Origin of the sequence: Delftia deserti (genome assembly GCF_042653485.1) — a bacterium.
Classification (GTDB): domain Bacteria; phylum Pseudomonadota; class Gammaproteobacteria; order Burkholderiales; family Burkholderiaceae_C; genus Comamonas; species Comamonas acidovorans.
Map to the genome: position 1 here is coordinate 3,973,366 of NZ_JBHSIH010000001.1, position 24,618 is coordinate 3,997,983.

At 67.5% G+C, this 24,618-nt stretch carries 17 protein-coding genes and 1 pseudogene; 13 read left to right on the forward strand and 5 right to left on the reverse strand.

The features are described 5' to 3' along the window. Position 1 precedes the first annotated feature (1 nt). The 9 genes from ACFPFG_RS19100 (at position 2) to ACFPFG_RS19140 (ending at position 12,363) form a co-directional block, all read left to right on the forward strand. The gene (locus ACFPFG_RS19100) at positions 2-850 is read left to right on the forward strand and encodes a phytanoyl-CoA dioxygenase family protein (protein WP_183017539.1); all 849 of its coding nucleotides are present in this window, start codon (positions 2-4) and stop codon (positions 848-850) included. A gap of 38 nt (positions 851-888) precedes the next feature. Next, positions 889-1,458, forward strand: coding sequence for a HutD/Ves family protein (locus ACFPFG_RS19105; protein ID WP_380107834.1), 570 nt, complete (start codon positions 889-891; stop codon positions 1,456-1,458). Between the two features lie 29 nt (positions 1,459-1,487). Continuing rightward, positions 1,488-2,771: an imidazolonepropionase gene (gene hutI, locus ACFPFG_RS19110; RefSeq protein WP_197954337.1), complete on the forward strand. Its 1,284-nt coding sequence runs from the start codon at positions 1,488-1,490 to the stop codon at positions 2,769-2,771. 10 nt (positions 2,772-2,781) lie between these two features. Beyond that, positions 2,782-4,170: an FAD-binding oxidoreductase gene (locus ACFPFG_RS19115; protein ID WP_380107836.1), complete on the forward strand. Its 1,389-nt coding sequence runs from the start codon at positions 2,782-2,784 to the stop codon at positions 4,168-4,170. Next, positions 4,167-5,312 carry a histidinol-phosphate transaminase gene (locus ACFPFG_RS19120; protein ID WP_380107838.1) on the forward strand — a complete coding sequence of 382 codons (1,146 nt, stop codon included), beginning with the start codon at positions 4,167-4,169 and terminating at the stop codon, positions 5,310-5,312. Before ACFPFG_RS19115 ends, ACFPFG_RS19120 begins: the two co-directional genes overlap by 4 nt. After that, positions 5,309-6,709, forward strand: a complete 1,401-nt coding sequence (locus ACFPFG_RS19125; RefSeq protein ID WP_380107840.1) for a formimidoylglutamate deiminase — start codon at positions 5,309-5,311, stop codon at positions 6,707-6,709. The genes ACFPFG_RS19120 and ACFPFG_RS19125 overlap by 4 nt, the downstream gene beginning before the upstream one ends. Before the next feature lie 56 nt (positions 6,710-6,765). Continuing rightward, a complete protein-coding gene (gene hutG, locus ACFPFG_RS19130) occupies positions 6,766-7,581 on the forward strand; it encodes an N-formylglutamate deformylase (RefSeq protein WP_380107842.1) in 816 nt (271 codons plus the stop codon). A gap of 206 nt (positions 7,582-7,787) precedes the next feature. Beyond that, positions 7,788-11,975 (forward strand): RHS repeat-associated core domain-containing protein, encoded by a 4,188-nt coding sequence (locus tag ACFPFG_RS19135; protein WP_380107844.1) that lies wholly within the window; start codon positions 7,788-7,790, stop codon positions 11,973-11,975. Further along, a complete protein-coding gene (locus ACFPFG_RS19140; RefSeq protein WP_183020311.1) occupies positions 11,965-12,363 on the forward strand; it encodes a hypothetical protein in 399 nt (132 codons plus the stop codon). Before ACFPFG_RS19135 ends, ACFPFG_RS19140 begins: the two co-directional genes overlap by 11 nt. On the opposite strand, the pseudogene ACFPFG_RS19145 reads toward ACFPFG_RS19140, so the two are convergent. Continuing rightward, a pseudogene (locus ACFPFG_RS19145) lies at positions 12,360-12,728 on the reverse strand (transposase); the annotation flags it as partial. The gene ACFPFG_RS19140 and the pseudogene ACFPFG_RS19145 sit on opposite strands and share 4 nt — an antisense overlap. 299 nt (positions 12,729-13,027) lie before the next feature. Between ACFPFG_RS19145 and ACFPFG_RS19150 the strand changes: the two are divergent. Then, positions 13,028-13,396: a hypothetical protein gene (locus tag ACFPFG_RS19150; protein ID WP_183020312.1), complete on the forward strand. Its 369-nt coding sequence runs from the start codon at positions 13,028-13,030 to the stop codon at positions 13,394-13,396. Positions 13,397-13,762: 366 nt separating this feature from the next. Here ACFPFG_RS19150 and soxR read toward each other — a convergent pair whose 3' ends face one another. Beyond that, the gene (soxR, locus tag ACFPFG_RS19155; protein WP_183020314.1) at positions 13,763-14,272 is read right to left on the reverse strand and encodes a redox-sensitive transcriptional activator SoxR; all 510 of its coding nucleotides are present in this window, start codon (positions 14,270-14,272) and stop codon (positions 13,763-13,765) included. Positions 14,273-14,495: 223 nt separating this feature from the next. Here soxR and ACFPFG_RS19160 point away from each other — a divergent pair, with 223 nt between their 5' ends. Then, a complete protein-coding gene (locus ACFPFG_RS19160) occupies positions 14,496-14,879 on the forward strand; it encodes a hypothetical protein (RefSeq protein WP_013800052.1) in 384 nt (127 codons plus the stop codon). Positions 14,880-14,910: 31 nt separating this feature from the next. Next, the gene (locus ACFPFG_RS19165) at positions 14,911-15,744 is read left to right on the forward strand and encodes a helix-turn-helix domain-containing protein (RefSeq protein WP_034397632.1); all 834 of its coding nucleotides are present in this window, start codon (positions 14,911-14,913) and stop codon (positions 15,742-15,744) included. Between the two features lie 20 nt (positions 15,745-15,764). On the opposite strand, the gene ACFPFG_RS19170 is transcribed toward ACFPFG_RS19165, so the two are convergent. The 3 genes from ACFPFG_RS19170 to ACFPFG_RS19180 all read right to left on the reverse strand — a co-directional run bounded on the left by ACFPFG_RS19170 (position 15,765) and on the right by ACFPFG_RS19180 (position 22,951). Continuing rightward, a complete protein-coding gene (locus tag ACFPFG_RS19170) occupies positions 15,765-17,741 on the reverse strand; it encodes a reverse transcriptase family protein (RefSeq protein WP_197954343.1) in 1,977 nt (658 codons plus the stop codon). 307 nt (positions 17,742-18,048) lie between these two features. Beyond that, positions 18,049-19,776: an SWIM zinc finger family protein gene (locus tag ACFPFG_RS19175; RefSeq protein ID WP_197954344.1), complete on the reverse strand. Its 1,728-nt coding sequence runs from the start codon at positions 19,774-19,776 to the stop codon at positions 18,049-18,051. 31 nt (positions 19,777-19,807) lie between these two features. Next, the gene (locus tag ACFPFG_RS19180) at positions 19,808-22,951 is read right to left on the reverse strand and encodes a hypothetical protein (RefSeq protein WP_197954345.1); all 3,144 of its coding nucleotides are present in this window, start codon (positions 22,949-22,951) and stop codon (positions 19,808-19,810) included. 455 nt (positions 22,952-23,406) lie between these two features. On the opposite strand from ACFPFG_RS19180, the gene ACFPFG_RS19185 reads away from it, so the two are divergent. Further along, positions 23,407-24,618, forward strand: a complete 1,212-nt coding sequence (locus tag ACFPFG_RS19185; RefSeq protein WP_197954346.1) for an efflux RND transporter periplasmic adaptor subunit — start codon at positions 23,407-23,409, stop codon at positions 24,616-24,618.

Sequence of the window (24,618 nt, forward strand, 5' to 3'; positions counted from 1 at the left end):
CATGACACAGCTACCCAGCCTGGAGGACCTGCAACGCCGCGTGCAGCAGAAAGTGGATGACGAGACGGTCGCCCGTTTCCAGCGCGATGGCGCGGTCTGCATACGGCAGCTGCTCACGCGCGACGAGGTGGCACTGCTGGCTGAGGGAATAGAGGCCAACCTGGCCGCTCCCAGCCCGCGCGCCAAGGTGGCCAGCCGGCCCGACGATCCGGGGCGCTTCTTCGAGGACTTCTGCAACTGGCAGGACAACCCGGCCTACCGGCGCTTTGTCTTCGAGACACCGCTGGCCCAGCTGGCCCAGCGGCTCATGGGGTCGCGCACGGTACGGCTGTACCACGACCACCTTCTGGTCAAGGAGCCCGGCACGCGCCAGCGCACGCCCTGGCACCAGGATCAGCCCTACTACAACATCGAGGGGCGCCAGAACATCAGCATGTGGATCCCCGTCGACCCGGTTTCGCGCCCCACCACGCTGGAGTTCGTTGCCGGCTCGCACCTGGGGCCGTGGCTGATGCCGCGCACCTTCATGGACAACCAGGCCAGCTGGTTTCCCGAAGGCAGCCTGGCGGATTTGCCCGACGTGGAAGCCGCGCGGGAGCGGTTCCCGATTCTTGGCTGGGACATAGAGCCTGGCGACTTCGTCTGCTTTCACATGCTGACCCTGCATGCGGCAGCCGGCGTGGAGGGGCAGAACCGGCGCCGCGTGTTCTCGGTGCGTTTCATGGGCGACGACATACGCCATGCCCCCAGGCGCTGGAAGACCTCGCCGGATTTCCCTGGCCTGGCCGACACGCTGCCCGCGGGCGCGCCCATGGAGCATGCGCTGTTTCCCGTGCTGGTGGGCGCTTAGATCGACGCAACGCTCAGAACAGACAAGGACAAGCGCTCATGACGGCACTTCACCGCTTCAGCCTGAACCAGATCGCTCCCAGCCCCTGGAAGAACGGGGGCGGCAGCACGCGCGAGATCGCCTGCTGGCCACCGGGTGCGGGCATGGATGCCTTTGGCTGGCGCATCAGCGTGGCCACCATCGCCCAGCCCGGGCCGTTCTCGGCCTTTGCGGGCGTGGACCGGCAGATCATGCTGCTCGATGGCGACGGCGTGCACCTGCGCGGCGAAGGCATCGACCATGTGCTGGACGCGCGCTGGCAGCCGTTTGCCTTCTGCGGCGATGTGGCGCTGGGCTGCTCGCTGCTGGGTGGCACTTCCACCGACTTCAACGTGATGGCGCGGCGCGGCCGGTGGCGGGCGCAGGTTCAGGTGCTGGACAGCGCTGCCGACGCCGGCCGCGCCGACGCCGGCCTGTGCATGGTGCTGCAGGGCGACTGGCAGGCGGATGGCGCTGCGCTCATCCCCGGCCAGGGCCTGTGGTGGAGCGCGCAGCAGCCCGACCCGCAGCAGCTGGTGCCGCAGACCGACGACGCGCGGCTGGTGCAGGTGCTGCTGCAAGCCTGCTGACGACCCACGACATCCAAGGAATCACCCCCATGACCGAGCCCCACGCACCCGCTTCTGCACTCGCTCCATCCTCTTCGGCCGACGGCTGCTGGCAGAACCTGCGCCTGGCGCCTGACATGTTCGAGGCCGGCCAGCCCATGGGGGACGGGGAGGATGCCTGCATCGTGGTGCAGCAGGGCCGCGTGGCCTGGGTGGGGCCGCAGCAGGCCCTGCCGCCCGCATATGCGTCCCTGCCGCGCCATGACGGCCAGGGCATGCTGGCCACGCCGGGCCTGGTCGATTGCCACACCCACCTGGTCTATGGCGGCGAGCGCGCCAACGAATTCGCCATGCGCCTGGACGGCGCCAGCTACGAGGAAGTGGCACGCGCCGGCGGCGGCATCGTCTCCAGCGTGCGTGCCACGCGCGAGGCCGGCGAGGACGAACTGTTCGCCCAGGCCCTGCCGCGCCTGCAGCAGCTGCTGGACGAGGGCGTCTGCGCCATCGAGATCAAGTCGGGCTATGGCCTGGCGCTGGAGCACGAGCGCAAGCAGCTGCGCGTGGCCCGGCGCCTGGGCCAGGCCCTGGGCGTGACCGTGCGCACCACCTTCCTGGGCGCGCATGCGCTGCCGCCCGAGTACGCAGGCCGCAGCCAGGAGTACATCGACCTGGTGACCGGCACCATGCTGCCCGCGCTGGCGGCCGAGGGCCTGGTCGATGCGGTCGATGTGTTCTGCGAGCGCATCGCCTTCTCGCTGGCCGAGACCGAGCAGGTCTTCCAGACGGCGCGCAGCCTGGGCCTGCCCGTCAAGCTGCATGCCGAGCAGCTGTCGAACATGGAGGGGGCAGCCCTCGCGGCCCGCTATGGCGCGCTGTCCTGCGACCACATCGAACACTTGTCCGAATCCGGCATTGCCGCCATGCGCGGCGCGGGTTCCGTGGCCGTGCTGCTGCCCGGCGCCTACTACGCGCTGCGCGACACCCACATGCCGCCCATCGCGGGCCTGCGCGCCGCGGGCGTTCCCATGGCCGTCTCCACCGATCACAATCCGGGCACTTCTCCCTGCCTGAGCCTTTTGCTCATGGCCAACATGGCCTGCACCCTGTTCCGGCTGACCGTTCCCGAGGCCCTGGCGGGCATCACCCGCCATGCCGCGCGTGCCCTGGGCCTGCAGGACGAGCATGGCCTGATCGCGGCCGGCCGTCCCGCCAACTTCGTGCTCTGGCCCGTGCGCCATGCGGCCGAGCTGGCCTACTGGTTCGGCAGCCGGCCGGACTGCAGCATCGTGCGCCAGGGCCGTATCGTGCGGACCCGCGGGCAGGGGATCCACTGAAAGCCTGTCCATGTCCCATGCACCGTTTCTCGATGAATTGATTTCCACCCTGGGCGCCGAAGTGGCGCAGCGCGGCGACGATGTGCCCGAGCGCTACCACACCGACTGGAGCGGCACGCCGCCCCGGCGCCCGCTGGCCCTGGTGCGCCCGCGCAGCACCGATGAGGTCAGCGCGCTCATGCGCCTGTGCACGGCCCACCGCGTGCCCGTCGTGCCCCAGGGCGGGCTCACGGGCCTGGCGGGCGCGGCCGTGCCCGTGGCGGGTGCCGTGGCCGTCTCCATGGAGCGCATGAACGCCATCGAGGACGTGAACGCGCGCACCGCGCTGATGACCGTGCAGGCCGGCGCCACGCTGCAGGCCGTGCAGGAGGCGGCCGTGGCCGCAGGCATGGTCTTCGGCGTGGACCTGGGCGCGCGCGGCAGCTGCCAGATCGGCGGCAACGTGGCCACCAATGCGGGCGGCAACGGCGTGCTGCAGCACGGCATGATGCGCGAGCAGGTGCTGGGCCTGGAGGTGGTGCTGGCCGACGGCACGGTTCTGCCCATGCTGCGCCCCATGCTCAAGAACAACACAGGCTACGACCTCAAGCAGTTCTTCATCGGCTCGGAGGGCACGCTGGGCATCGTCACACGCGTGCTGCTGCGCCTGCGCCCCGCGCCCCAGGCCCGCGCCACCGCCCTGGTGGCCGTGCCGGACTTCGATGCGGCGCTGTCCGTGCTCGCGCGCATGCAGTCGCGCTTTGGCAACGGCGTGGCGGCCTTCGAGCTGATGTGGGACAGCTTCATCCAGGCCTCCATCCGCTGGCAGAAGCTGCAGCCGCCGTTTGGCCAGGCGCATGCGCTGCTGGCCCTGATCGATGTGGACGGCAAGGACGAGGCCGCGCTGCGCGCCGACGTGGAAGAAGCCCTGGGCGAGGCCATGGAGGCCGGCGAGGTGGCCGATGCCGTCATCGCCCAGTCCGTGGCACAGGCGCGCCAGCTGTGGAAGCTGCGCGAGGCGCCGGCCGAGCTCAACACGAACATGCATCCGCCCGTCAACTTCGACGTCAGCCTGCCCCAGGCCGACATCGGCCGCTTCGCCGATGCCTGCCGCGCCGCGTTCGACGCGCGCTGGCCCGGCCACCAATCGCTGTTCTTCGGCCATGTGGGCGACGGCAACCTGCATGTCTCGGTGGACGGTGCCACCGCCAACGGCGATTGCGAAGGCGTCGAGGCCGCGCTGTACCACCTGGTCGGCGAGTTCGGCGGCAGCGTCTCGGCCGAGCACGGCATCGGCCTGCACAAGAAGCCCTATCTCGGCGCCAGCCGCACGCCGGCCGAACTGGCCGTGATGCGCGCCATCAAGCAGGCGCTGGACCCTCTGCATCTGTTCAACCCCGGCAAGGTATTCGACCTATGAACGCTCCCGCCCTCCACGCGATCCACACCCTGGCACGCCCCGAAGTGCCGCCGCTGCCGCCCTACAACGCAGGCCTGTCCTCCGAGGCCGTGCGGGCGCGCTACGGCGTCACCGAGATCGCGCGGCTGGCGAGCAACGAGAACCCCTTTGGCGCCAGCCCCGCCGTGGCCCGCGCCCTGGCCGATCTGGCCCTGCACGTGGGCACCTATCCCGATGCGCAATGCACGGCGCTGCGCGCGGCCATCGCGGCGCGCACCGGCGTGCCGGCCGAGGCCATTGCCGTTGGCAACGGCTCCGAGGACATCCTGCAGATGCTCTGCCAGGCGTTTCTCTCGCCCGGCGACCGCGTGCTCACCCAGCGCCCGGCCTTCGGCCTGCACGAGATCTACCCGCGCATGATGGGCGCCCGCGTCGAGCTGCTGGAGCTGACGCCCGCGCTGGGCTTCGATGTCGATGCCTGGTGCCAGGCGCTGGCGCGCGGCCCCAAGCTCGCCATGCTGGCCAATCCTTCCAATCCCGTGGGCTGCATGTTCAGGGCCGGGGATTTCGTGCGCCTGCTGGACGCCACGCCGGACCACACCTTGCTGGTGGTGGACGAGGCCTACTACGAGTACGCCCTGCACGCCGGCGGCTACCCCGACGTGCTGTCCCTGCTGCGCGGCCGCGCCATGCCCTGGATCGTGCTGCGCACCTTCTCCAAGGCCTGGGGCCTCGCAGGCCTGCGCGTGGGCTACGGCCTGGCCAGCGACGCGGCCCTGGTGCAACTGCTGGACCGCGTGCGCACGCCCTTCAACGTCAACCAGGCGGCCCAGGCGGCGGCGCTGGCGGCCTGGGGCGACGAGGACTTCATGCAGCGCGGCGTGGCCGAGACCGTGCGCCTGCGCGATGCGCTGGCGCAGCGGCTGGCCGCCCTGCCTGCACTGCCCGCACTCCGGATAGCACCTGCGGCCGCCAACTTCCTGTTCATCGACATCGGCCGCCCCAACGGTCCCGTGAACGAGGCATTGCTGGCCCGGGGCCTGATCGTCAAGCCCTGGAAGGAGCCGGGCTTCGAGCACTTCATCCGCGTCTCCGTGGGCACCGAGGCCGACAACGCACGCTTCGTGCGCGCGCTGGCCGAGATCCTGGAGGCCGGGCAATGAGCGGCATCGACCCGACATCCGACAGCCGCACGCTGTTCGCCGAGCACGCGCTGCTGCCCACGGGCTGGGCGCGCAATGTACTGCTGCGCTGGGATGGCGCAGGAAGCCTGCAGGCCGTACAGGCAGACGCCCTGCCCGGCAGCGCGCCGCGCGCGCCCGGCCCCGTGCTGCCCGGCATGCCCAACCTGCACTCGCATGCCTTCCAGCGCGCCTTTGCAGGCCTGACCGAATACCGCGCCGAGGCCCGGGACAGCTTCTGGAGCTGGCGCGACCTCATGTACCGCTTTGCCGCGCGCATCACGCCCGAGTCGCTGGAGGCCATCGCCACCTGGCTGTACGTGGAGATGCTGGAGGCCGGCTACACCTCGGTCTGCGAATTCCACTACGTGCACCACGACCGGGATGGCCGGCCCTACGCGGACGACGCCACGCTGTCCCTGGCCCTGCTGCGCGCCGCGCGCAAGGCCGGCATGGGCATCACCCTGCTGCCCGTGCTCTACCAGACCAGCGGCTTCGGCGGCAAGCCGCCGCGCGCCGACCAGGCGCGCTTCATCCGCAGCACGGACAACATGCTGGCCCTGCTGCGGCGCCTGCTGCCCGAGGCGCGCGCACAAGGCGCGGCCCTGGGCCTGGCGCCGCACTCGCTGCGCGCCGTGCCGCCCGACAGCCTGCGCGTGGCCGTGGAGGGCCTGACGGCGCTGGACGCGCGCGCGCCCATCCACATCCACATTGCCGAGCAGACCCAGGAGGTGGACGACTGCCTGGCCTGGAGCGGCCAGCGCCCCGTGCAATGGCTGCTGGAGCATGCCCCCGTGGACGCGCGCTGGTGCCTGGTCCATGCCACCCACATGACGCCTGACGAATACGCGGGCGCCGCGCGCAGCGGCGCCGTGGCCGGCATCTGCCCCACCACCGAGGCCAACCTGGGCGATGGCATCTTCGACATGCCGAAATGGCTGGGCCACGGCGGCGCCTGGGGCGTGGGCTCGGACAGCCATGCCTGCGTCAACGCGGCCGAGGAACTGCTGATGCTCGAATACAGCCAGCGCCTGTCGCTGCGCCAGCGCAATGTGCTGGCCGGCCCCGACCCGCAGGTGGGCACCGCGCTGTGGACCGCTGCCGTGCAGGGCGGTGCCCAGGCCGCAGGCCGCCCCGTGGCCGGGCTGGCCGTGGGCCAGCAGGCCGACTTCCTGGCGCTGGACGCAGGCCATGTGGCGCTGGCCGGCCTGCCGGTGCAGGCCATGGTCTCGGCCCATGTCTTCGGCAGCCACCGCAGCAGCGCCCTGCACAGCCTGTGGGTGGGCGGCGAGCGCCGCGTGCAGGCCGGCCGGCATGCGCTGCACGAGGCGGCAGCCCATGGCTTTGTCGCGGCGCGCACGGCCACCCTGCAATCCTGAGGCCCATGCATGCCATGGGCCCGCAAAACCCGCCATAAACGTTCCAGAATCACGCCATGACCGATACCGCTCCCCCTCCCTTCGTCTTCCACCAGGGCACGGCGCCGCTGCTGATCTCCATGCCGCATGCGGGCACCCATGTGCCGCCCGACCTCGCCGCGCGCCTGACCGAGGAAGCCCGCCACGTGCCCGACACCGACTGGCACCTGCCGCGCCTGTACGAGTTCGCCAAGGCCATGGGCGCCTCCATCCTCGTGGCCACGCATTCGCGCTATGTGGTGGACCTGAACCGTCCGCCCGATGGCGCCAGCCTCTACCCGGGCCAGAGCGTCACCGGCCTGTGCCCCGTGGACACCTTCGACGACACGCCGCTGTACGCCGACCCGGCCGATGTGCCCGCAGACGCCGAGATCGCCGCACGCCGCGAAGCCATCTGGGGCCCGTACCACGCACAGCTGCGCGCCGAGCTGGACCGCCTCAAGGCCGTGCACGGCACCGTGGCGCTGTGGGATGCGCACTCCATCCGCTCGGTGCTGCCGCGCTTCTTCGAAGGCAAGCTGCCCGACCTGAACCTGGGCACCGGCAAGGGCACGAGCTGTGCGCTGGAGCTGGCCGGGCATCTGCTGGCCATTGCGCAGACCGCGCCGGGCCACACCGCCATACTCAACGGCCGCTTCACGGGCGGCTACATCACGCGCCACTACGGCCAGCCCGAGGCCGGCATCCACGCCGTGCAGCTGGAGATGACGCAGTGCAGCTACATGCAGGAAGCCCTGCCCTTCGACTACCTGCCCGAGCGCGCCGAACAGATCCAGCCCACGCTGCAGCGCATGCTGCAGGCGGTGCTGGACTTCGTGCGCAAGCCGACCTGACCTGGCTTTGCTGTGATTGCCCGTAGAGGCGGGCAGAGACGGATGCGGACCAATGGTCCGCCCACCCTCAAGGGCCAATCCAGGCACATTTGGCAAAAAATCAGACCAGTCCTCTTAATTTTCAGACTGCACCCCTTTCCTCCCATTGCCACAAAACCGTGCAATGCAGTTTCCATACAAGGCAAACATGAGGGAGAGGGAACACCATGCTCGACAGGCATCGCTGGCGCTGCGCCGGCCCGCGCATATCCACGGCATTCGTCGCCGCCCTGGTCATCACGGTCATGGCCCAAACAGCCCAGGCCCAGGACTACGCCAACCCCTCGGCCTTCACCCGCCCGGGCGACCCCGGCTACTCCCTCACCACCCAGGCCAGCGAACCCCAGGTGCGCTGGATCAACGGCGAATACACCGAAACCCACCTCGACCTGCGCGTACAGGTCCTGGGCGGCCCGCTGGACATCGTGCGCAGCTGGAGCCAGGGCCGCTGGTGGCTCAACCCGGCCTGGGCGCCTTTGAACTTTGAACTCGACCCCCTGGGCCGTGACGCCCGGCTCATCGAGCGCGCGGGTGTCCTGTACGAGCGCAGCGGCCAGGCCGACCTCTACATCGCCAAGGGCAAGAACAACGCGCCCGTCTTCATCAAACGCCTTCCTGAAGGCGGCAGTGCCCAGAACCCCCTGGCACAGTGGCGCTGGTACGACCGCCTGGGCAACAGCATCGACTACGACGCACAGGGCCGCATCCTGGGCTACGCCAACACCAACGGCATCAACGTGCGCTTTGCCTACGACAGCGCCACGCGGGCCCGCATCCTGGACCACCATGGCGGCACCGTCTACACGGCCACCCTGACCAATGGCCTCATCACCCGCATCGAAGACCGGGCCGGGCGCAGCGTCAGCTACCAATGGAACGGCCAGCTGCTCACCCAGGCCACCGACGTCATGGGCCAGCGCTGGAGCTACACCTACGACGGCAACGGCCAGCTCACCAGCCGCACCGACCCCCTGGGCGCCCAGGTAACGGTCCAGTACAGCCAAAGCATCCCTGCCCCCGCACCGCTGCTCACCCTGGGCGCCGCCGGCAAGGTCCTGGACCCCACGGGCACCAGCGGCACCACCAGCAAGCTGGCCAACCTCTGGGGCGGTGGCCGTGTCGGCAAACTCGATGCCCAGGGCTGCGCCTCCACCGGCAAGAACCAGTACCTGCGAGAAAAACGCCAATTCCTCGTCACCTACCTGGACTGCCGGGGCAACACCACCGTCTACCTCTACGACCGTGAAGGCAACGAACTGGAGAGAACCTTCAACGGCAAACCCGCAGCCAAAACCCTGTGGGACGGCAACTACCAGACCCGCGCCATCGACGCCCGGGGCCTGACCACCACCACCAGCTACGACTACAACTACCAGCCGCTGCGCATCGCCCACCCCGATGGCAGCCTCGACCAATACGAATACGAGCCTGTGCGCGGCCTCAGGACAAAGCACATCAACCAGGGCGGCATCACCAGCACCTGGAGCCATGACGACAAAGGCCGCGTCATCATCTGGACACAAGCCCTGGGCCGGCCCGAACAACGCACCACGCGCTACCAGTACGACAGCTACGGGCAACTGACCAGCCGCAGCACGGGCGCGGGCGACGGCACAGGCGAAGACAGCAGAACGACCACCTACCGCTACGACAACAACGGCAGCCTGATCGAGGCCACGGACCCGCTGGGCCATACCAGCCAGGCCAGCTACGACACCAGGGGTCTACCTGCAACGCAGACCGACGCCCTGGGCAACACCACCACGCTGGGCTTTGATGCAGCAGGCCGGCTGACCCAGGCCAGCAATGCCCTGAACCAGACCACAAGCCACGAATACGACGCCAGAGGGCGAAGGACGAAGAGCACCAGTGCAGCAGGCCGAACAAAGCAAACCCGCTACGACCCGCAAGGTCGAGTCATAGAAACCATTGCCCCGGGCCAGACCCAAGGCGCAGGCACACGCATCACCTACGACAGCACCGGCCTACCCCTGAGCATCACCAGCCCGAGCGGCCTTGTCACGAAGACCACCTACGACACGCGGGGCCGCATCGCCAGCAGCATCGATGCAGCCGGCAACACCATCACCTACGAATATGGGGAAGAAGGCGGCCCGCAGGCCGGGCTGCTCATCGCCACCCAGTACCCCACGTACAAGGAAACCTACCAGTACGACCAGAACGGCCGGCAAACCGCCGTCACTCAGCACTTGGCCAATCCCTCGACGCAGGACCAAACCCGCACCCAGCACCAGCAATACGACAGCCTGGGCCAGAGGGTCGCCACCATAGACCCCGCAGGCCGCACCACCATCTATGAATACGACGGCCTGGGCCGCCTCGTCAAAACCATCGACCCCATGGCCCAGGCCACCAAGCAGACCTGGAATGCCCACGACCAGCTCACCAGCCTCACCGACGCCAAGGGCAACACCCACAAATTTGAATACGACAAGGCAGGGCGCCTGATCAAGGAAACCCGCCCCATGGGCGGCGCCATTCTGTATGCCTACGATGCCGCAGGCCAACTGACACAACGCACGGACGCTGGAGGCAACACCCGCAGCTACGCCTATGACAAGGCCGGCCGCATGGGGCAGGAAGAGCACAGGCTCCAAGGCAAGGAAACCGACCAGCAGATCAGCTACCAATACGACGCAGACGGCCTGCTCACAGCCTACGAACAAAAGGACGGCCAGCACAACCTGATCAGCAGTGCCATCTACGACAAGGACGCTCAAGGAAGAACCACGCAGAACAAGGTCACCTACGGCAAGGTAGACAACTCGGGAAGCTTCAGTTTCACGGTGGGCCAAAGCTACAACGCCGACGGTCAACTGGCTGGACACACCTACCCCGACGGCAGCGCAGGCCAATACCGCTACGACAAGGGCCGCCTGAGCCTGGTCACGCTGCCCGACCAGAGCCAGATTCGCTACGGCAACTACCAATGGCTCACGGCCACACGCATAGAAACACCGGGTGCCACCAAGACCTTGAGCCTGGACTCCCTGCAAAGGCCGCTGTCCATCGAGGTCAAGAACGCTACCACCCAGATACTGGCCAGTCGCTACTACCAGTACGACAAGGCAGGCAACATAACTCAGATCGACAGCGATCTGGGCACCACCGAGTATGGCTACGACAACCTGGACAGGCTGACCAAGGCTGCACCAGACCAGCCACTCAAGGACCTGGGTCTGCCCACCGAGCAATACCAGTACGACGCCGTGCACAACCGTGTCTTCAGCGGCCACCAAATGGGGCAGTGGAGCTACAACGCTGACAACCAGCTCACCAGTTACCCGCGCCTGCGGCCCTTCGACAAGGTGGCACAGCCGATACAAACCCAGGTCGAGTACACGCCGCAGGGACATACAGCCAGGGAAAGCAGTGACAAAGGAGAACGAAGCTACAGCTACAACGCGGCGGAGCGGCTGATCCGCTATGCCAGCACAGCGGCAGGCCAGAGCACCCCAGACATTGATGCCCAATACCGTTACGACCCCCTGGGGCGGCGCGTTTCCAAAGAAGTCAAGGAAGGCCAGACCACCAAGGTCACCTACTTCTTCTACAGCGACACGGGACTGCTGGGCGAGGCCAACGAGCAAGGGCAGATGACAAGGGCGTATGCCTTCGATCCCCAGAAAGCGCAGCAAGGGCTATGGAGCACGGCCCCTATCTGGCAGGCGGAGGTCAGCAATGCGCAATTGACGAGCAAGAACACCAGTGTCCACTATCTGCATACGGATCATCTAGGAACGCCGATGCTGAGCAGCAGTAAACAGGGTGCAATGATGTGGAAGGCTTGGGCAGAAGCATTTGGGATTACAGGGATACTATCGGAAAATAAGCACGAGATAAATCTGAGACTCCCTGGGCAGTATTGGGATGCAGAGTCAGGTAATCACTCTAATTTCTATAGAAGCCTATATGTCATATTGGGAAGATACCTTGAAGTTGATCCAATTGGACTCCATGATGGCGTTAATCTATATTCTTATGCAAATCAATCACCATTAAAATTTCAAGACTCACTTGGTCTCGCTCCATCCTCAGGTATAGGTATTCCATATCCAGGCTTTCCGGTGGAAATCAAGATTCCAAGAGGTCCCTGGTGGCTTATTCCCATTTATATAATTGTCAGTGAATGCAAAGCCTCTGATTGGGATAAGTGCGAAAGGGATTGTGATTTCGATGATTCAGCAAGAAGAAAATTCTGCCACTATAATTCATCCATATACGGAAGTCGGGGTACCGAAAAATATGCGGAGAAATTTAGGAAGTGCATTTCTGAATCAGATGAAAGATACATAGAGTGTTATCAAGAATGCAGGAGGATGTATGGAGGATAATCTTTTACCAATCTTGACAGTTAGGCTGTCAGATGGAAATCTGCTATTTATGGCCAGCAGGAAGGGAGGGGGCAGTTTTGTAATATCCAGTCTTGAGTACGAGCAAGGCGAAGATCGCAATGATTTATATGGAGAGATAGGGAAGAAAGTTATTGCATATTTTGATATGCTGCAAGGCTCTGAGGAAGAGGCATTTGGAGCAATAACGCTAGATGATTTGTTGACTAAAATAAACGGGTTGAATTTAAACTCTTCTATCGAAGAATTGCTGAAGATTGAAAATCAACTAAAAATGCTGGCTCTCGATGGAAATGATTTTGCGAGTGCATATTTAGAAGGTGAATGGAGGTCGGTAAAGCGTAAATTCTTACTCAATAAGAGTGGCTAATACCACCGATCCACGAAGCGAGCGCAGATGAACGCTGTCGCCAATTTCAGCAGCGTTTCGAGGTTATCCAGTCATAGTTCAAAGCGGATTTGCAGTTTGCCGAAGCCTTCAAACCAGCCGTGCGTCCGCTCCACCACCCAGCGATGCTTGCCCAGTCGCTCGCTGCTCTCAACGCCTCGCCTGGTAATGCGGCTGGCGATGCCCCGTTGTCTCAAGTGCGCACGGCAATGCTTGTAGTCATAGCCCTTGTCGGCGTGCAGCTTCGATGGTCTTTTACGGGGGCGCCCTCCCAAGCCTGCAATCGCAGGAATCGCGTCCACGCACCTCTTGAACATCTTGGAGTCGTGCCGGTTCGCGCCGCTTACCAAGTCGGCCCTGCAAATCCCCAACCCGCATGAACACTGGATTTTCGCTGGTTCGCATAGGCTGGCGATCCCCGAGAATCGTTGTATCAGACGCTGATTTCTGGGAGTTTTGTTGATGCCCGAGCCTGCCGACACCGCCGATTTCTTTCGCCCGCGTCTGGCCGAGATGATCGATCTGCGCCATCTCACTGTGGGACTGAACATCTAAAGATGGTGCGTGCAAGGCACGCACAAAAAGATGCTAATTCCAGGGTTCCCAGAGGCTGTTATAAACGCCATTGTCACGAAGTGAGGTAAATATGTTGTCTATTGATGATTTGTCAGAAGTGATGTCTACATATGAATTGCCTAATATTGAGACGCCTGATGATGGAGTATTTGGATCGGTGAAAATAGCTATTCAAATCATAAGAAAAGGTAACGGGAAATTCTATCCAAGAATCATGAGAAGAGAAAAAATAGAGGCTGCTCCAACATATGGTTCGACTGAGTCGAGAAGATTGATGGATAAAATGACGATAGAAATATCAACTCCAGATGAATCGTTTGATTTTGAAATGTTTGATGGTAATTCGGTAAAGGATGCGCTATTAATCGGATTGAACGGGGTAAATGAGGCGTTTTCAGAAATTAACGAAGTTGATCGGCAACGACCTGAGCTAAACTGAGTACGTCTATGAACCGCTTAGCCAGGGCCGCGCCAGATCAGCCACTCAAGGACTTGGCCTGCCCACGGAGCAATACCAGTAAGACGCCGTGCGCAACTGCACCTTCAGTGGCCATCAGGTGGGACAGTGGAGCCGCAACGCAGACGACCAGTTCACCTGCGACGCCAGACTCCCGCCCTTCGACGCAATAGCGCAGCCCGAGCAAACCCAAGTGCAGTACACCCCGCAGGGACACACGGTCAAGGAAAGCAGCGACCAGGGAGGCCAAACCCGCGGCTACAACGCCGCACAGCGGCTGATCCGTGGAAATAGTTGATTCGATCTACCTGTTCGGTCGATCCTGACGCAGGTGTGGCCCCGGTTCAGTCAGTCTTCGGGGTGCTGCGCAGGCCCGCCCGGGCAGGGCCCGCCCATGGCCACGGGCGGAGGGTCGCCCAGCCAGCGGCGCGGCCCGGGGCCATTCTGTGCGCACAGGTCGCCGGGGTTGTGCAGCACGCAGTGGCGCAGCGAGAGGCAACCGCAGCCAATGCACTGGTCCAGGCTCTCGCTGAGCCGCTGCAGCTCGCCTATGCGGTCGTCCAGCCGCTGCTTCCAGACCCGCGACATCTTCTGCCAGTCCCCGCCCGTGGGGACATGGCGGCTGGGCAGCTTGGCCAGCTGCTCGGCGATCTCCTCCAGCGTGAAGCCGATGCGCTGGGCGAAGACCACGAAGGCGATGCGCCGCAGCGACGAGCGGTGGTAGCGCCGGTGGCCGCTGGCGCTGCGCACGGACTCGATCAGGTTCAGCGACTCGTAAAAGCGCAGCGCCGAGGCCTTGACCCCGCTGCGCTGCGCCACGTCGCCGATGCTGAGCAGCGGATCATCCTCGGTTTTCATGGTGGCTTTCCTTCGTGGCTTGACTTCAAGTTCACTTGAACTCGAAGAATGCGGCCATTCTGAGCGAAAGCGCAGGAACAGGGCAACCGGGTCTGTACCGCCCATGCGAGCGTCCTGGCCGGACTGCGAAATTCTTTGGCCGAGTGCTGCAATGACGCAGCTGCCGTTCATTCATAGAGTAATGGGTCTCATTTGTATTGAATGGCACTGGCCGGAGGTTTCCATGTACATCGACAGCAGCAGCTTTCCCCTGGTCCGAATGGGCTACGAGCGCGACAAGGCCGTGCCCGTGGACCGCTTGCTGGAGGACTTCTCGGCCCTGCTGGCCCGCGGCCAGGCCTTTGTCTTCTTCAGCGACGGCGACATGTCCCAGGAGGAGCGCTCACCCGAGGAGCGCAAGCAGGTCGTGCTGTGGATGAAGGCCCGCCGCCCCGAGCTCAAAAGCCTGGTGCGCGCCCTGGTCCACGCCGAGCCCGATGCGCAAAAGCGCGCCGAGGCCGAGGCCTTCGCACAGATGTTCGGCAAGGCCTGGGGCTATCCCATGCTGCTGGTGGCCTCCCCCGAGGAGGCGCAGCAGCGTGCACGGGAGCTGCTCGGGTCCGATTGATGACCGATTGACATGAACTGAGAGAAACACCATGAATGCCGTGGATTCCGCCCTGCTCAAAGTCCTGCCCGAGAGGTGGGACCCCGACCATGTGGACCGTCCCGTGATCGTCCTGCCCATGCGGTCGGGCCCCGGCGACTGGGGGATGAACTTCCATGCCCACCGCAAGAGCCAGCTCATGGTCACCCATGCGGGGCTGATCACGCTGGAGACCGATGCGGGCGTCTGCGTGGTGCCGCCGCGCAGCGCCGCCTGGATTCCGGGCGGCACGCTGCACCGCGTCAGCTGCAGCGGTGCGGCCAGCGGCTACGTGGTCTTTGTCGAGGCAGGGGCCGTTCGCCCCGTGCCCGGACCCTGCCATGCGCTGGCCGTCTCGCCCTTTCTCAGTGCGCTGCTGGACCGCGTGCAGGGCCTGCCGCAGGACTACGAGCCCGACAGCGGCGATGGCCGGCTCATGCAGGTGCTGCTCGACGAGATCCAGGCGGCGCAGCCCGAAGGACTGCACCTGCCCCTGCCGCACGACCGGCGCCTGCGCCGCATGACCAACGCCCTGTGCGAGCAGCCGCAGCTGCAGGCACGTCTGGCCGATTGGGCCCAGCGCATCGGCATGAGCGAGCGCAGCATGACGCGGCTGTTCCTGGCCGAGACCGGGCTCACGGTCAACCAGTGGCGCCGCCAGCTGCATGTGCTCACCGCACTGCAAAAGCTGTCCGAGGGGCTGCGCATACAGACCGTGGCAGATGCTCTGGGCTACGAGAGCGCACCCGCCTTCGTGACCATGTTCCGCAAGGCGGTGGGCACCTCGCCGCGCCGCTTCCTGGCGCTGCGCAGCGCGCCCGTGGCGGGCGGGGCCGCAGGCCTCTGAGGCCTGCGGCCCCGCGAACATCACGACAGCCGCAGCCCCAGGCCCAGCAGCACGGCCACCACCATCGCAGCGGCGAAGACATCCCAGCGCCGTATGCGCCGGTAGCGCAGGAGCAGGACCAGCACGATGCCGATCAGCGTGATCAGGCGCGCCTGGAACACCGTGCCCAGCAAGAAGCAGATCACGATCTGCGCCCAGTAGGCCAGCAGGCCGGGCATCGGCGATGGCCCGGGGGCCTGTGCATCGGGGCCCGGCGCCTGTGCGGGCTGCTGCTGCGGCGTGTCCACGGCCGGCCGGGCGGCCGCCGCGGCCTGGGCGCGCGCGGCCTCGCGCTCTTGCAGCCGCTGTTCGCGCCGCTGCTGGTCGGTCTTCTCGATCACGGGTGCCGCCGGCTCGGCCGGCTGCCACCAGGTCTTGCCGCTGGCCAGCGCAGGCGCCTGCCCGCTGGCGGCAAGACGCCGGAACTGTGCGCTTGCGGTCGCCTGCGCACGCGCCGCCGCGCGGTCCTGCCGGCTGGCCTGCAGCAGGGCATCGTTGGCGCGGTCGATGAGGCTGCGCGTGAGCTGGCGGGCCTGGCCCAGCAGCGGCCCGCCCTGCACGGGATCGACCTGGTACACGAACTGCGCCAGTCCCAGCAATTGCGAGGGCTGGGCTGCCTGCCCCTGCCAGTGCGCCGGCTTGCCGGCGCTGGCCTGCGTGGCGCGATGCAGGGCGGCCCGCAGGCGCCTGCGCGTCTCGCGCGATACGCCGGGCTTGTCCGCGTTCACCACCAGCCCGGTGACCTCCTGGCGGCGGCCCTTGCGCATCACGCGCTCCTTGTCGGGGTGGGGCGTGAAGCCTTCGTCGCGCAGTATCCAGCGCACGCGGCCCAGCAGCCGGCCCACGTTGTCGCGCGCGGCCTCGCCCGAGGCCGAGAAGGTCAGGTCGTCCGCATAGCGCGTGTACACAAAGCCCAGCTGCCTGGCCAGGCCCAGCAGGCGGCGGTCCAGGCGGCGGCACAGCAGGTTGGTGAGCATGGGGCTGGTGGGCGCGCCCTGGGGCAGCACGCGCTCGCGCGCCTTGCCGCCGACGAAGAGCTTCTCGCCATCCACCTGCCAGGCCTGGGCGCGGTTTTCGCTGCACAGCAGGGCCAGGAGGGTGGCCATGGCCTCGCCATAGCCCAGATGCCGGAACACGCCCTTGATGCGGCCGAAGGCAATGCTGGGAAAGAAGTCCTTCACGTCCAGGTTGATGACCACGTCGTGGCTCGCATGCGGCGCGGCATTGCTCACGATGGAGCGGCCGGCCAGGAAGCCGTGGGCGGCGCCATGCGCGGGCACCTTGGCGAGGATGTTGTCCAGCACCCAGTACTGCGCGCGCTTGAGGCGCGGCATGGGCGCGGAGATCAGCCGCTCGCCGCCGGTCTTCTTGGGCAGGGTGAACGAGTGGTAGTGGTGGGTGCGGGCCACTTCGCGGTGAAAGCCCAGGAAACGCAGCTCGGCCACGGTGATGCCCATGGCATCGGCCAGCTGCGCCGCATCGGCAAGCTCCGGCAGGCCATGCCGGGCCAGCCTTTGCGGGTCGGCCTGCCGGCGTTGCCCGGCAGCAGGCTGTGCCTCACCGACCTGCGGTCCCTGCAGGGCAGCGGAGACGCCGGGACCCAGATAGCCCACGTGCGTGGCCCGCCTGGCATGCCAGGCCAGCGCCTTGTCGTGGCGCTCCTGGGCCTGGCGGCGTTTGGTTTCCTCGCGCTGGGCCAGCGCCTTTTGCATGCGCTCCTTGCGCATCTGGCGCAATGCGCGCTCGGGGTTCTGGCGCACGGCGATCTGCTGGCGCAGCTCGGCCAGTTCGCGCTGCAGCTCGCCCTCGCGCTGGATGTGGGCGGCGGCCAGCTGCGGCTGTCCCTCGCCCTTGGGCCAGAAGCCCAGGCGCTGCATCTCGTCGAGGATGACTTCCTGTTTGCTCGATGCCTTGATGCGCTCGTAGATCTCGGCGCGCGTGGGTTGCGGCTGGCTCATGCGGCCACCCCTGCAAGGCGGGCCCGGCCGCTGTGCGGCGGGCAAAGAAATGGAGCGACGCGCTTCTCGTCGAAGAGCCCGCAGGGCTCACGGGACGGGAGCTGTTCGCTCGACGCCACCCCGCGACGGTATGCGTGTTTCGCTTGTGGCAAGCCACTCAGGAAAACGCATACCGTCGCTGGGGTGGCACAGTGAAAACGGCGCCCGTGGTGCATGAAACGGCAGTTCACAAGGGTGGCGAAACACCACCCGGGTTGCAAGAGCCTGCGCGTCGCTCCGCGTGGCAGTGTAGAGCAATTGAAGCGGTTCACGCGATTTCTCCTTGTCCTGCGGCCTTCATCTGCGGGCCGGTCGGCTGGCGGGCGGCATCGAGCTGGGGCTGCGCCACCAGGCGCAGCGCAATCATGTGCTCGCAGGGGCCCTGGCGCAGCCGGTACTGCTGGTAGTGGTTGCAGCTGCAGCGCGCATCGGTCAGGCGTTCATCGGCATCGAGTTCGAGCTGGGTGTCGAACAGGCGCTTGCCATCGGCGCGCGGGATCTGGCCGGTGATGCGGCTGAACCCGTCCTTGCGGTCGATGCGCGGCGGGGCAATGGCCTTGCCGCGCACCAGGGCCAGCGCCTTGTCTTGCTCGGGGTTGGCGGGCTGCAATTGCTGCGCCGTCAGCGGCTCGCGCAGCAATTCGCGCCAGGCGTAGCGCCCGGCGTCCAGGTCGTAGACCGCGCGCCCGGCCTGCATCCAGCGTGTCATGGCCGTGTGCACCTGGGCCGGGGACAGGCCCGTGGCCTGGGCCAGATCCTGCGCGCCGGCCTGCCAGCACGACTGCAGCTGCCGGCCCACGGCCTCGACCTGGGCAGGCGTGACCTCGGCCTGCGGCGCCATCAGGTGAAAGCGCGCGCTGGCGGCCCAGTCGTTGGCGCTCCAGCCCGACAGGCCCAGCGTGACCGTGACCAGGCCCAGCTCGATCACCCAGAAGCTGGGCATGCCGCTGCCCAGCAGGTGCACGCGCACGCGCGTGGCCTGGGAGATCAGGCGCTCCAGCGTGAGCAGGCGGCGGCGCCCCCACAGGCGGATGGTGCCGCCGCCCGTGCCCATGGCATCGCTGACGACGTGCGAGCGCCGGGTGGCCAGGCGCTCCTCCCAGGGCTCGAACACCACGGTGGGCGGCTGTGCCGGCGCCAGCTCGAAGCGCAGCGCGCGCGGGCCGTGGCGCTCGCGCCGGGCACGCAGCCGCGCGCAGATGTTGAACAGGTCCATGGGGTGCAGCTCCAGCACGGTGGCGGGCAGGGCCATGGCGCTGGAGACCTGCACGAAGCCGCGCAGCCAGCTGTCGGGCAGGTCGATCTTTTCCTCGCGCAGCGCGGGGTCGCCGCCCACCTGCACGGCAAAGCCGGCCGGGTCCAGCGTCAGCCTCGTGTCCCGGTAGTTGCGGATCTTCTGGAACTCCTCGTACAGGCTGGCCGAGTAGTCGATGTTGGTGGTGCCGCAGATGCGCTCGCCCGCATGCTCGAAGGCCTCGTGCCGGATGCTGACCGCGCAGTAGCTCGATTCGTCCTGGCTGAAGGCCTCGAACAGCAGCCGGTCCGGGTGCACGGTGATCACGGGGTCCAGCACGTACCATGCATCGCGGTTGGCCACGAACAGCCAGTCGAAGTACTTGCGCTGGGCCTTGTAGAAGGGGGAGAGCACCTGGTTGCGGGTCTCGCGCAGGTCCTTGAGTTCGGCGCTGATTTCCTTGGCGCGTGCCTGGGCGCCGCCGGTGTCGGCCATGAAGGTGGCGAGCATTTGCGCTTCGTGCTCCTGCAGCCATTCGCGGTAGGCCGTCTTGTCGCGGCCGCGCGTGCGCAGGTCGCTGACCACCACGCTGTGCAGCGCGGACAGCCCTTCGCGCACCTGCAGGTAGGCCGGGCCATCGCGCCTGAGCAGGCCGTCGAAGCGCGTGGGTGGGCGCAGCAGGTCGGGCGCGAAGGAGAAGGCCTGCTCGGCCGCCGTGTCGTTGACCTGCGTGCTGCCGTAGTACTGATAGCGAAATTCCATGTCCGATCGACTCCGTGCCTTGTTGCGGCGCTCAGGTTGAAGACGAGGCCTGGCCGCGCCGCTCCGCCGCCAGGGGCTGCATGAAGCTTTGCGCCAGCTGGGGATGGCGCTGCACGATGTCGCGCAGCCCGGCCACATAGTCGGGCTGGTCGGCATGGCTGGCGCTGACCACCTGCCGCGCAAAGATGGCTGCCACCACGGCGGCGGTCTCGGGCGCCTGCACCTGGCTGCGCAGGAAATGCAGCACGCGCGTCTTGCTGGCGCGCGCGCGGTGCACCTGGCTGAGCACGGCCAGGAAGTAGGGCTGCAGCTCCTGCAGGCGCGCCGCGCGCTGCGGCGCGGGCTCGTCGGGCAGGGCGAGCAGCCATTGCGTGACGAACAGCTGCACGCTGGTGGCGGGATGCTGGGCCAGGCGCGTGAGGAAGAGGCTGGCCTCGGGCGCGCTCATGTGCTGCGCGAGCCGCTGGCGGCCCAGGGCCTGCACCCAGGGCTGGGCGTGATCGACCCAGCCGAGCAGCAGCTGCGGCGACAGGGCGCCGTCCGGCAGCCGCTGGCCGAACATGTCGCGCGCGTACTGCTGCGTGTCGGCAAACAGGGCGTCGGCCAGCGGCAGCAGTTGCTCGGCCTGCTCGGGCCGGGTCCGGTCCATGGGCGTGAGCTGCGCATCGATGCTCTGGCGGCTCAAGGCGCGCACCTCGGCATCGGCATGCCGCGCCAGCGTGGACCACTGGCGCAGCGTGTAGGCCTGCAGGTCCAGCGCCTTCAGGCCCCAGGCGCCGTAGCGCTGTGCGCCCTTGGCCTGGGCCTGCAGGGCGCGCCAGATGCCCGAGGCATCGCGGGCCGGGGCCACGGCGGCCAGCGGGCCGGTGAGCAGCCGCAGCGCCGCGTCGTGGACGCCTTCGGCCTTTTCCGCGCGGAACAGCACTTCGTGCAGGCGCTCGGCGATCTGGGTGTTGCAGCGCGTGTTGTACAGGGGAGTGCCGGCCAGGCGCTCGACCAGGGGCGCTGCCGCTGCGCGCAAGGCGGCATGCGGTGATACGGCGAATTCGGCCAGCATGGCGGCCTGCTCGCACAGCAGATCGTCGGCCAGGCTGCCCATGAGCCGGATGCCGCAGGCCATGCGCGCAGGTTCCTCGGATTCCAGCAGCCCGCGCAGCGCCGCCGGCGGCAGGGTCCGCAGGCCCTGCGGGTGTGCCAGCAGCCAGGCGGTGGCCATTTCCACCAGCGCCGTCACCGAGTGCGCCAGCAGGTGGTGCAGCGGCGGGGCCGGGACGCTGGCGGCCTGCGCGGCCAGCGGGCCGTTGCCATCGAACAGCGCCTGCACGGCATCGCGGATATCGGCCAGCGCGGGGCTTTCGGCCTCCAGCGTGGGCAGCGCCGCCAGCAAGGCCAGGGCCACGGCTGCACCATCGGCATAAAACAGCAGGGTCAGGCCCTGGGTGCGCGAGCTGGCGGCCGGTGACAGCAGCAGGGCGGCCACCAGTTCGGCATCGCGTGCGGCGCCTGCGCGGTCACGCGACAGCCAGGCGCCCAGGTAGCTGGCGGCAGGCCCGTCGCCACATTGCGCAAGCGCCAGCAGCCAGGGCCGGCGTGCCGCATCGTCGGTCAGCGAGACCATGCGCTGCTGCGCGATCCGAAGGCCCAGCGCAGCCGCCGGTGCATAGGTTTTGTGCAGCAGCGGCGCGGTGGCCGCTGCATCGAGGCCGTCCAGAAAGGCCTTCTGGTTCTGCAGGGCGCGCGTGAGCGACCACAGCAGCAGCGTGGACTGCGAACGGCCCACCAGTTGCAGCAGTTGCCCGGGGTGGGCGTCCCACATGGCCGAAAGCCCTTCGACGCGCTGCGCAGGCAGCTGCTGCAGGTCCAGCGGCTCGTCGGTGTACCAGGTGTGGGCGCGGGCCGAGGCATGCAGTTGCGGCCAGCGCGGCAGCAGCAGCCTGGCGGCGATGAGCCAGCGCGATTCGGGCAGGCGGCCGGAGCGCGAGGCAGCCTGGCCCGCGCAGCAGCGGTCCATGGCCTGGAGCAGGGCTGCGGCATGGGCGGCGCTTTCGCTGTGGTCGGCCGATGCCATGCGCCGCAGCTGGCGCCAGCCGCGCAGGCGCAGGTACAGCGAGGTGTCGCGGCTGAAGACGGCACCCTCGTCGCGCGGGCCATCGAAGCGCGCATGCAGCACGGCCAGCAGGGCGTGGTCGCGCCGCCACTCGGCACGCTTGTGGATGCGCCGCAGGGCCGGCCACCAGGCGCGCGTGAAGGGGATGCGCTCCATCCAGGCCAGCAGCTGCTGGTGGACGGCGCCGTCGTGCGCGCCCAGCGCATCGGCCGCCAGCAGCGCCTGTGGCCCAAGGGCCTGGAAGAAGGCCTGTTCGGCCTGCGGTCCGTCCTCTTTCGGGCCGTTTTCCTGCGGGGGGATCCCGGCCCACTGCGCCTGGTACTCCTGCAGCGCCGCCTGGCGTTCCTGCGGCTCCAGCAGGGCCAGCCAGGCCTGGTGCGCCAGATCGCGCGTGGCCTCGCTGGTGCCGCGTTGCGACAGCGCCTGCAGGGCCACTGCCGCGCCGCCATCGCCCAGGCGCCCGATGAGGTAGGCCAGGCAGTAGTCGAGTAGATCGTCCCCCGTGCCCAGCAGCGCCACCAGGCGTGGAACCTGGGCATGCAGCAGGCGCTGGGCGGCGCCGCCGCGCCCGGGGTCCGCATACTCGGCCAGCCGCCACACCAACCGGGCCTGCTGGCCCGAGGGCATCAGCCGCCAGGCGCTGCCGTCCAGGCGTTTGCACAGGGCGGAAATGGCGCCGGCCTGCAGGGCCGACTCCGGCAGGCCTGGCGGCACCGTGGCCTGTCCCGGGGCCTGGCCGGGGGAGGGCGCCGGGCCTGCTTCAGCATCCAGCTCCGCAAAGCCCTCATGGGACTGCAGCACATCGCCCGCGCCCAGGCGCTGGCGCAGGTAGGCCAGCGCGCGCTGGCGTGCAGGCTCCAGCGCCTGGGGCAAGGGGGTGAGCGTGCTGTCATCGACCTGCGCGACGACGCCGGCCTTCAATTGCGTGACCTGCAAGGTCACGACATGGCGCGCTGCGGTGGCCGTGGTGTCGCCGCCCGGCATCTCCAGGGCCAGCACCCTCACGGTGCTGATGCGTTCGTTGCGTCCCTGTGGCCGGGACAGTGTGGCGTGAGCAAGCAGATTCATGCGGCAGGCATCCAGTGCTTTTCCATGGAGGGTGTCGGCGTTCGTCGGCGTTTTTTGGCGGTACCTGGCAATGCCTGGCCGCCACCCTGGGTCAGATGGCCTTGCAGTGTAGTGGTGGCGTCCTGCAGGTGCGGCAACGCGCGTGTGTCCGTCTGTGCGCGCCTGCGGCCGGCCGGGTCTGTCCGGGCCTGTCCAGGTCTTCTCAGGTCGTTCCTGGTCAATTGCCGCTGCGCTTGTCCGATCCGGCCAGCGATGTCCCCGGCAAACCGTCCTCAATTTTCGTGGTGTCTTTGCGCGCGGATCTTGACTTCAAGTTCACTTGAACTTGAAGAATGCAACCCATTGTGAGCAACCGCCTGGAAGGCCTCCAGAGCCTGCGGTCCTGCCCCTTTTTCCGGCCCCGCCGCAGCCCCGGCAGCAGGGCCTTGCCCATCCCCCTCAAGGAGAGTCGATCCATGCCCGTTCTTCCACCGCCGCCGTTGCGGCGTGCCCTGTTCGGAGGCGCCCTGGCGGCGCTGGCCCTGCTTGCCGGCTGCCGCCCGCAGGCCGTGGGCGATGCCCACGCCAGCGACGGTCCGCCGCCTGCGCCCGAGGTGCTGGTGAGCGAAGTCGTGCCGGCCAGCGTGCGTGTCTGGGACGAGTTCAACGGCCGCATCGATGCCGTGGAGTCGGTCCAACTGCGCCCGCGCGTGTCGGGCTATATCGAGCGCATTGCCTTCAGCGAGGGGCAGGAGGTCAGGAAGGGCCAGCTGCTGTTCGTGATCGACCAGCGGCCCTACCGCGCGGCCCTGGCCAGCGCCGAGGCCGAGCTGGAGCGCACGCGCGCAGGCGCCGCGCTGGCCCGCACCCAGGACCAGCGCGCCCGCCAGCTGGTGGCCGAGCATGCCGTCTCGCGCGAGGAGGCCGATACGCGCGCCGGCGCCCTGGCCCAGAGCGCCGCCCAGGTGCGCGCCGCCGAGGCCGCACTGGCGGCAGCCCGGCTCAACCTGGATTTCACCGAGGTGCGCGCGCCGGTCTCCGGCCGCGCGGGCCGCGCCCTGCTCACCGTGGGCAACCTGGCCCAGGCCGACCAGAGCGTGCTGACCACCGTGGTCTCGCAGGACCCGGTGTATGTCTACTTCGATGCGGACGAGCACAGCTTCCTGCGGCAGCAGGCCGCCAAGGACACCAAGGGACGGCCCGGCGCGCAGCGGCCCGTGCGTGTGGGACTGGCCGGCGACGAAGGCTTTCCGCATGCGGGCAGCCTGGACTTCACCGACAACCAGCTCAACGCGGGCACGGGCACGGTGCGCATGCGCGCCCGCCTGCCCAATCCCGACCGCCTGCTGACGCCGGGCCTGTTCGCGCGCGTGCAACTGCAAGACGCGCAGGGCCTGGGCGGTGAGCGGCAGACGCTGCTGATCGACGACAAGGCCGTGCTCACCGACCAGGACCGCAAGTACGTGTATGTGGTGGGCGAGGGCAACAAGGCCGAGCGCCGCGACCTGGAGCTGGGCCGCATGGTCGATGGCCGGCGCGTGGTGGACAAGGGGCTGGCGGCGGGCGACCGCCTCGTGGTCGGCGGCCTGCAACGCATCTACTACCCCGGCATGCCGATCAGCCCCAAGCCAGCGCCCGGCGATGGGCAGGCGGCGGTGGCCAAGGCGTCGGCCGTGGCCGCGCAGTGA

What these genes read in the sequence shown, in the direction of transcription:
- ACFPFG_RS19100 (WP_183017539.1), top strand. Translation starts at nt 2, where the DNA reads ATGACACAGCTACCCAGCCTGGAGGACCTGCAACGCCGCGTGCAGCAG.
- ACFPFG_RS19105 (WP_380107834.1), top strand. Translation starts at nt 889, where the DNA reads ATGACGGCACTTCACCGCTTCAGCCTGAACCAGATCGCTCCCAGCCCC.
- hutI (WP_197954337.1), top strand. Translation starts at nt 1,488, where the DNA reads ATGACCGAGCCCCACGCACCCGCTTCTGCACTCGCTCCATCCTCTTCG.
- ACFPFG_RS19115 (WP_380107836.1), top strand. Translation starts at nt 2,782, where the DNA reads ATGTCCCATGCACCGTTTCTCGATGAATTGATTTCCACCCTGGGCGCC.
- ACFPFG_RS19120 (WP_380107838.1), top strand. Translation starts at nt 4,167, where the DNA reads ATGAACGCTCCCGCCCTCCACGCGATCCACACCCTGGCACGCCCCGAA.
- ACFPFG_RS19125 (WP_380107840.1), top strand. Translation starts at nt 5,309, where the DNA reads ATGAGCGGCATCGACCCGACATCCGACAGCCGCACGCTGTTCGCCGAG.
- hutG (WP_380107842.1), top strand. Translation starts at nt 6,766, where the DNA reads ATGACCGATACCGCTCCCCCTCCCTTCGTCTTCCACCAGGGCACGGCG.
- ACFPFG_RS19135 (WP_380107844.1), top strand. Translation starts at nt 7,788, where the DNA reads ATGCTCGACAGGCATCGCTGGCGCTGCGCCGGCCCGCGCATATCCACG.
- ACFPFG_RS19140 (WP_183020311.1), top strand. Translation starts at nt 11,965, where the DNA reads ATGGAGGATAATCTTTTACCAATCTTGACAGTTAGGCTGTCAGATGGA.
- ACFPFG_RS19150 (WP_183020312.1), top strand. Translation starts at nt 13,028, where the DNA reads ATGTTGTCTATTGATGATTTGTCAGAAGTGATGTCTACATATGAATTG.
- soxR (WP_183020314.1), bottom strand. Translation starts at nt 14,272, where the DNA reads ATGAAAACCGAGGATGATCCGCTGCTCAGCATCGGCGACGTGGCGCAG.
- ACFPFG_RS19160 (WP_013800052.1), top strand. Translation starts at nt 14,496, where the DNA reads ATGTACATCGACAGCAGCAGCTTTCCCCTGGTCCGAATGGGCTACGAG.
- ACFPFG_RS19165 (WP_034397632.1), top strand. Translation starts at nt 14,911, where the DNA reads ATGAATGCCGTGGATTCCGCCCTGCTCAAAGTCCTGCCCGAGAGGTGG.
- ACFPFG_RS19170 (WP_197954343.1), bottom strand. Translation starts at nt 17,741, where the DNA reads ATGAGCCAGCCGCAACCCACGCGCGCCGAGATCTACGAGCGCATCAAG.
- ACFPFG_RS19175 (WP_197954344.1), bottom strand. Translation starts at nt 19,776, where the DNA reads ATGGAATTTCGCTATCAGTACTACGGCAGCACGCAGGTCAACGACACG.
- ACFPFG_RS19180 (WP_197954345.1), bottom strand. Translation starts at nt 22,951, where the DNA reads ATGAATCTGCTTGCTCACGCCACACTGTCCCGGCCACAGGGACGCAAC.
- ACFPFG_RS19185 (WP_197954346.1), top strand. Translation starts at nt 23,407, where the DNA reads ATGCCCGTTCTTCCACCGCCGCCGTTGCGGCGTGCCCTGTTCGGAGGC.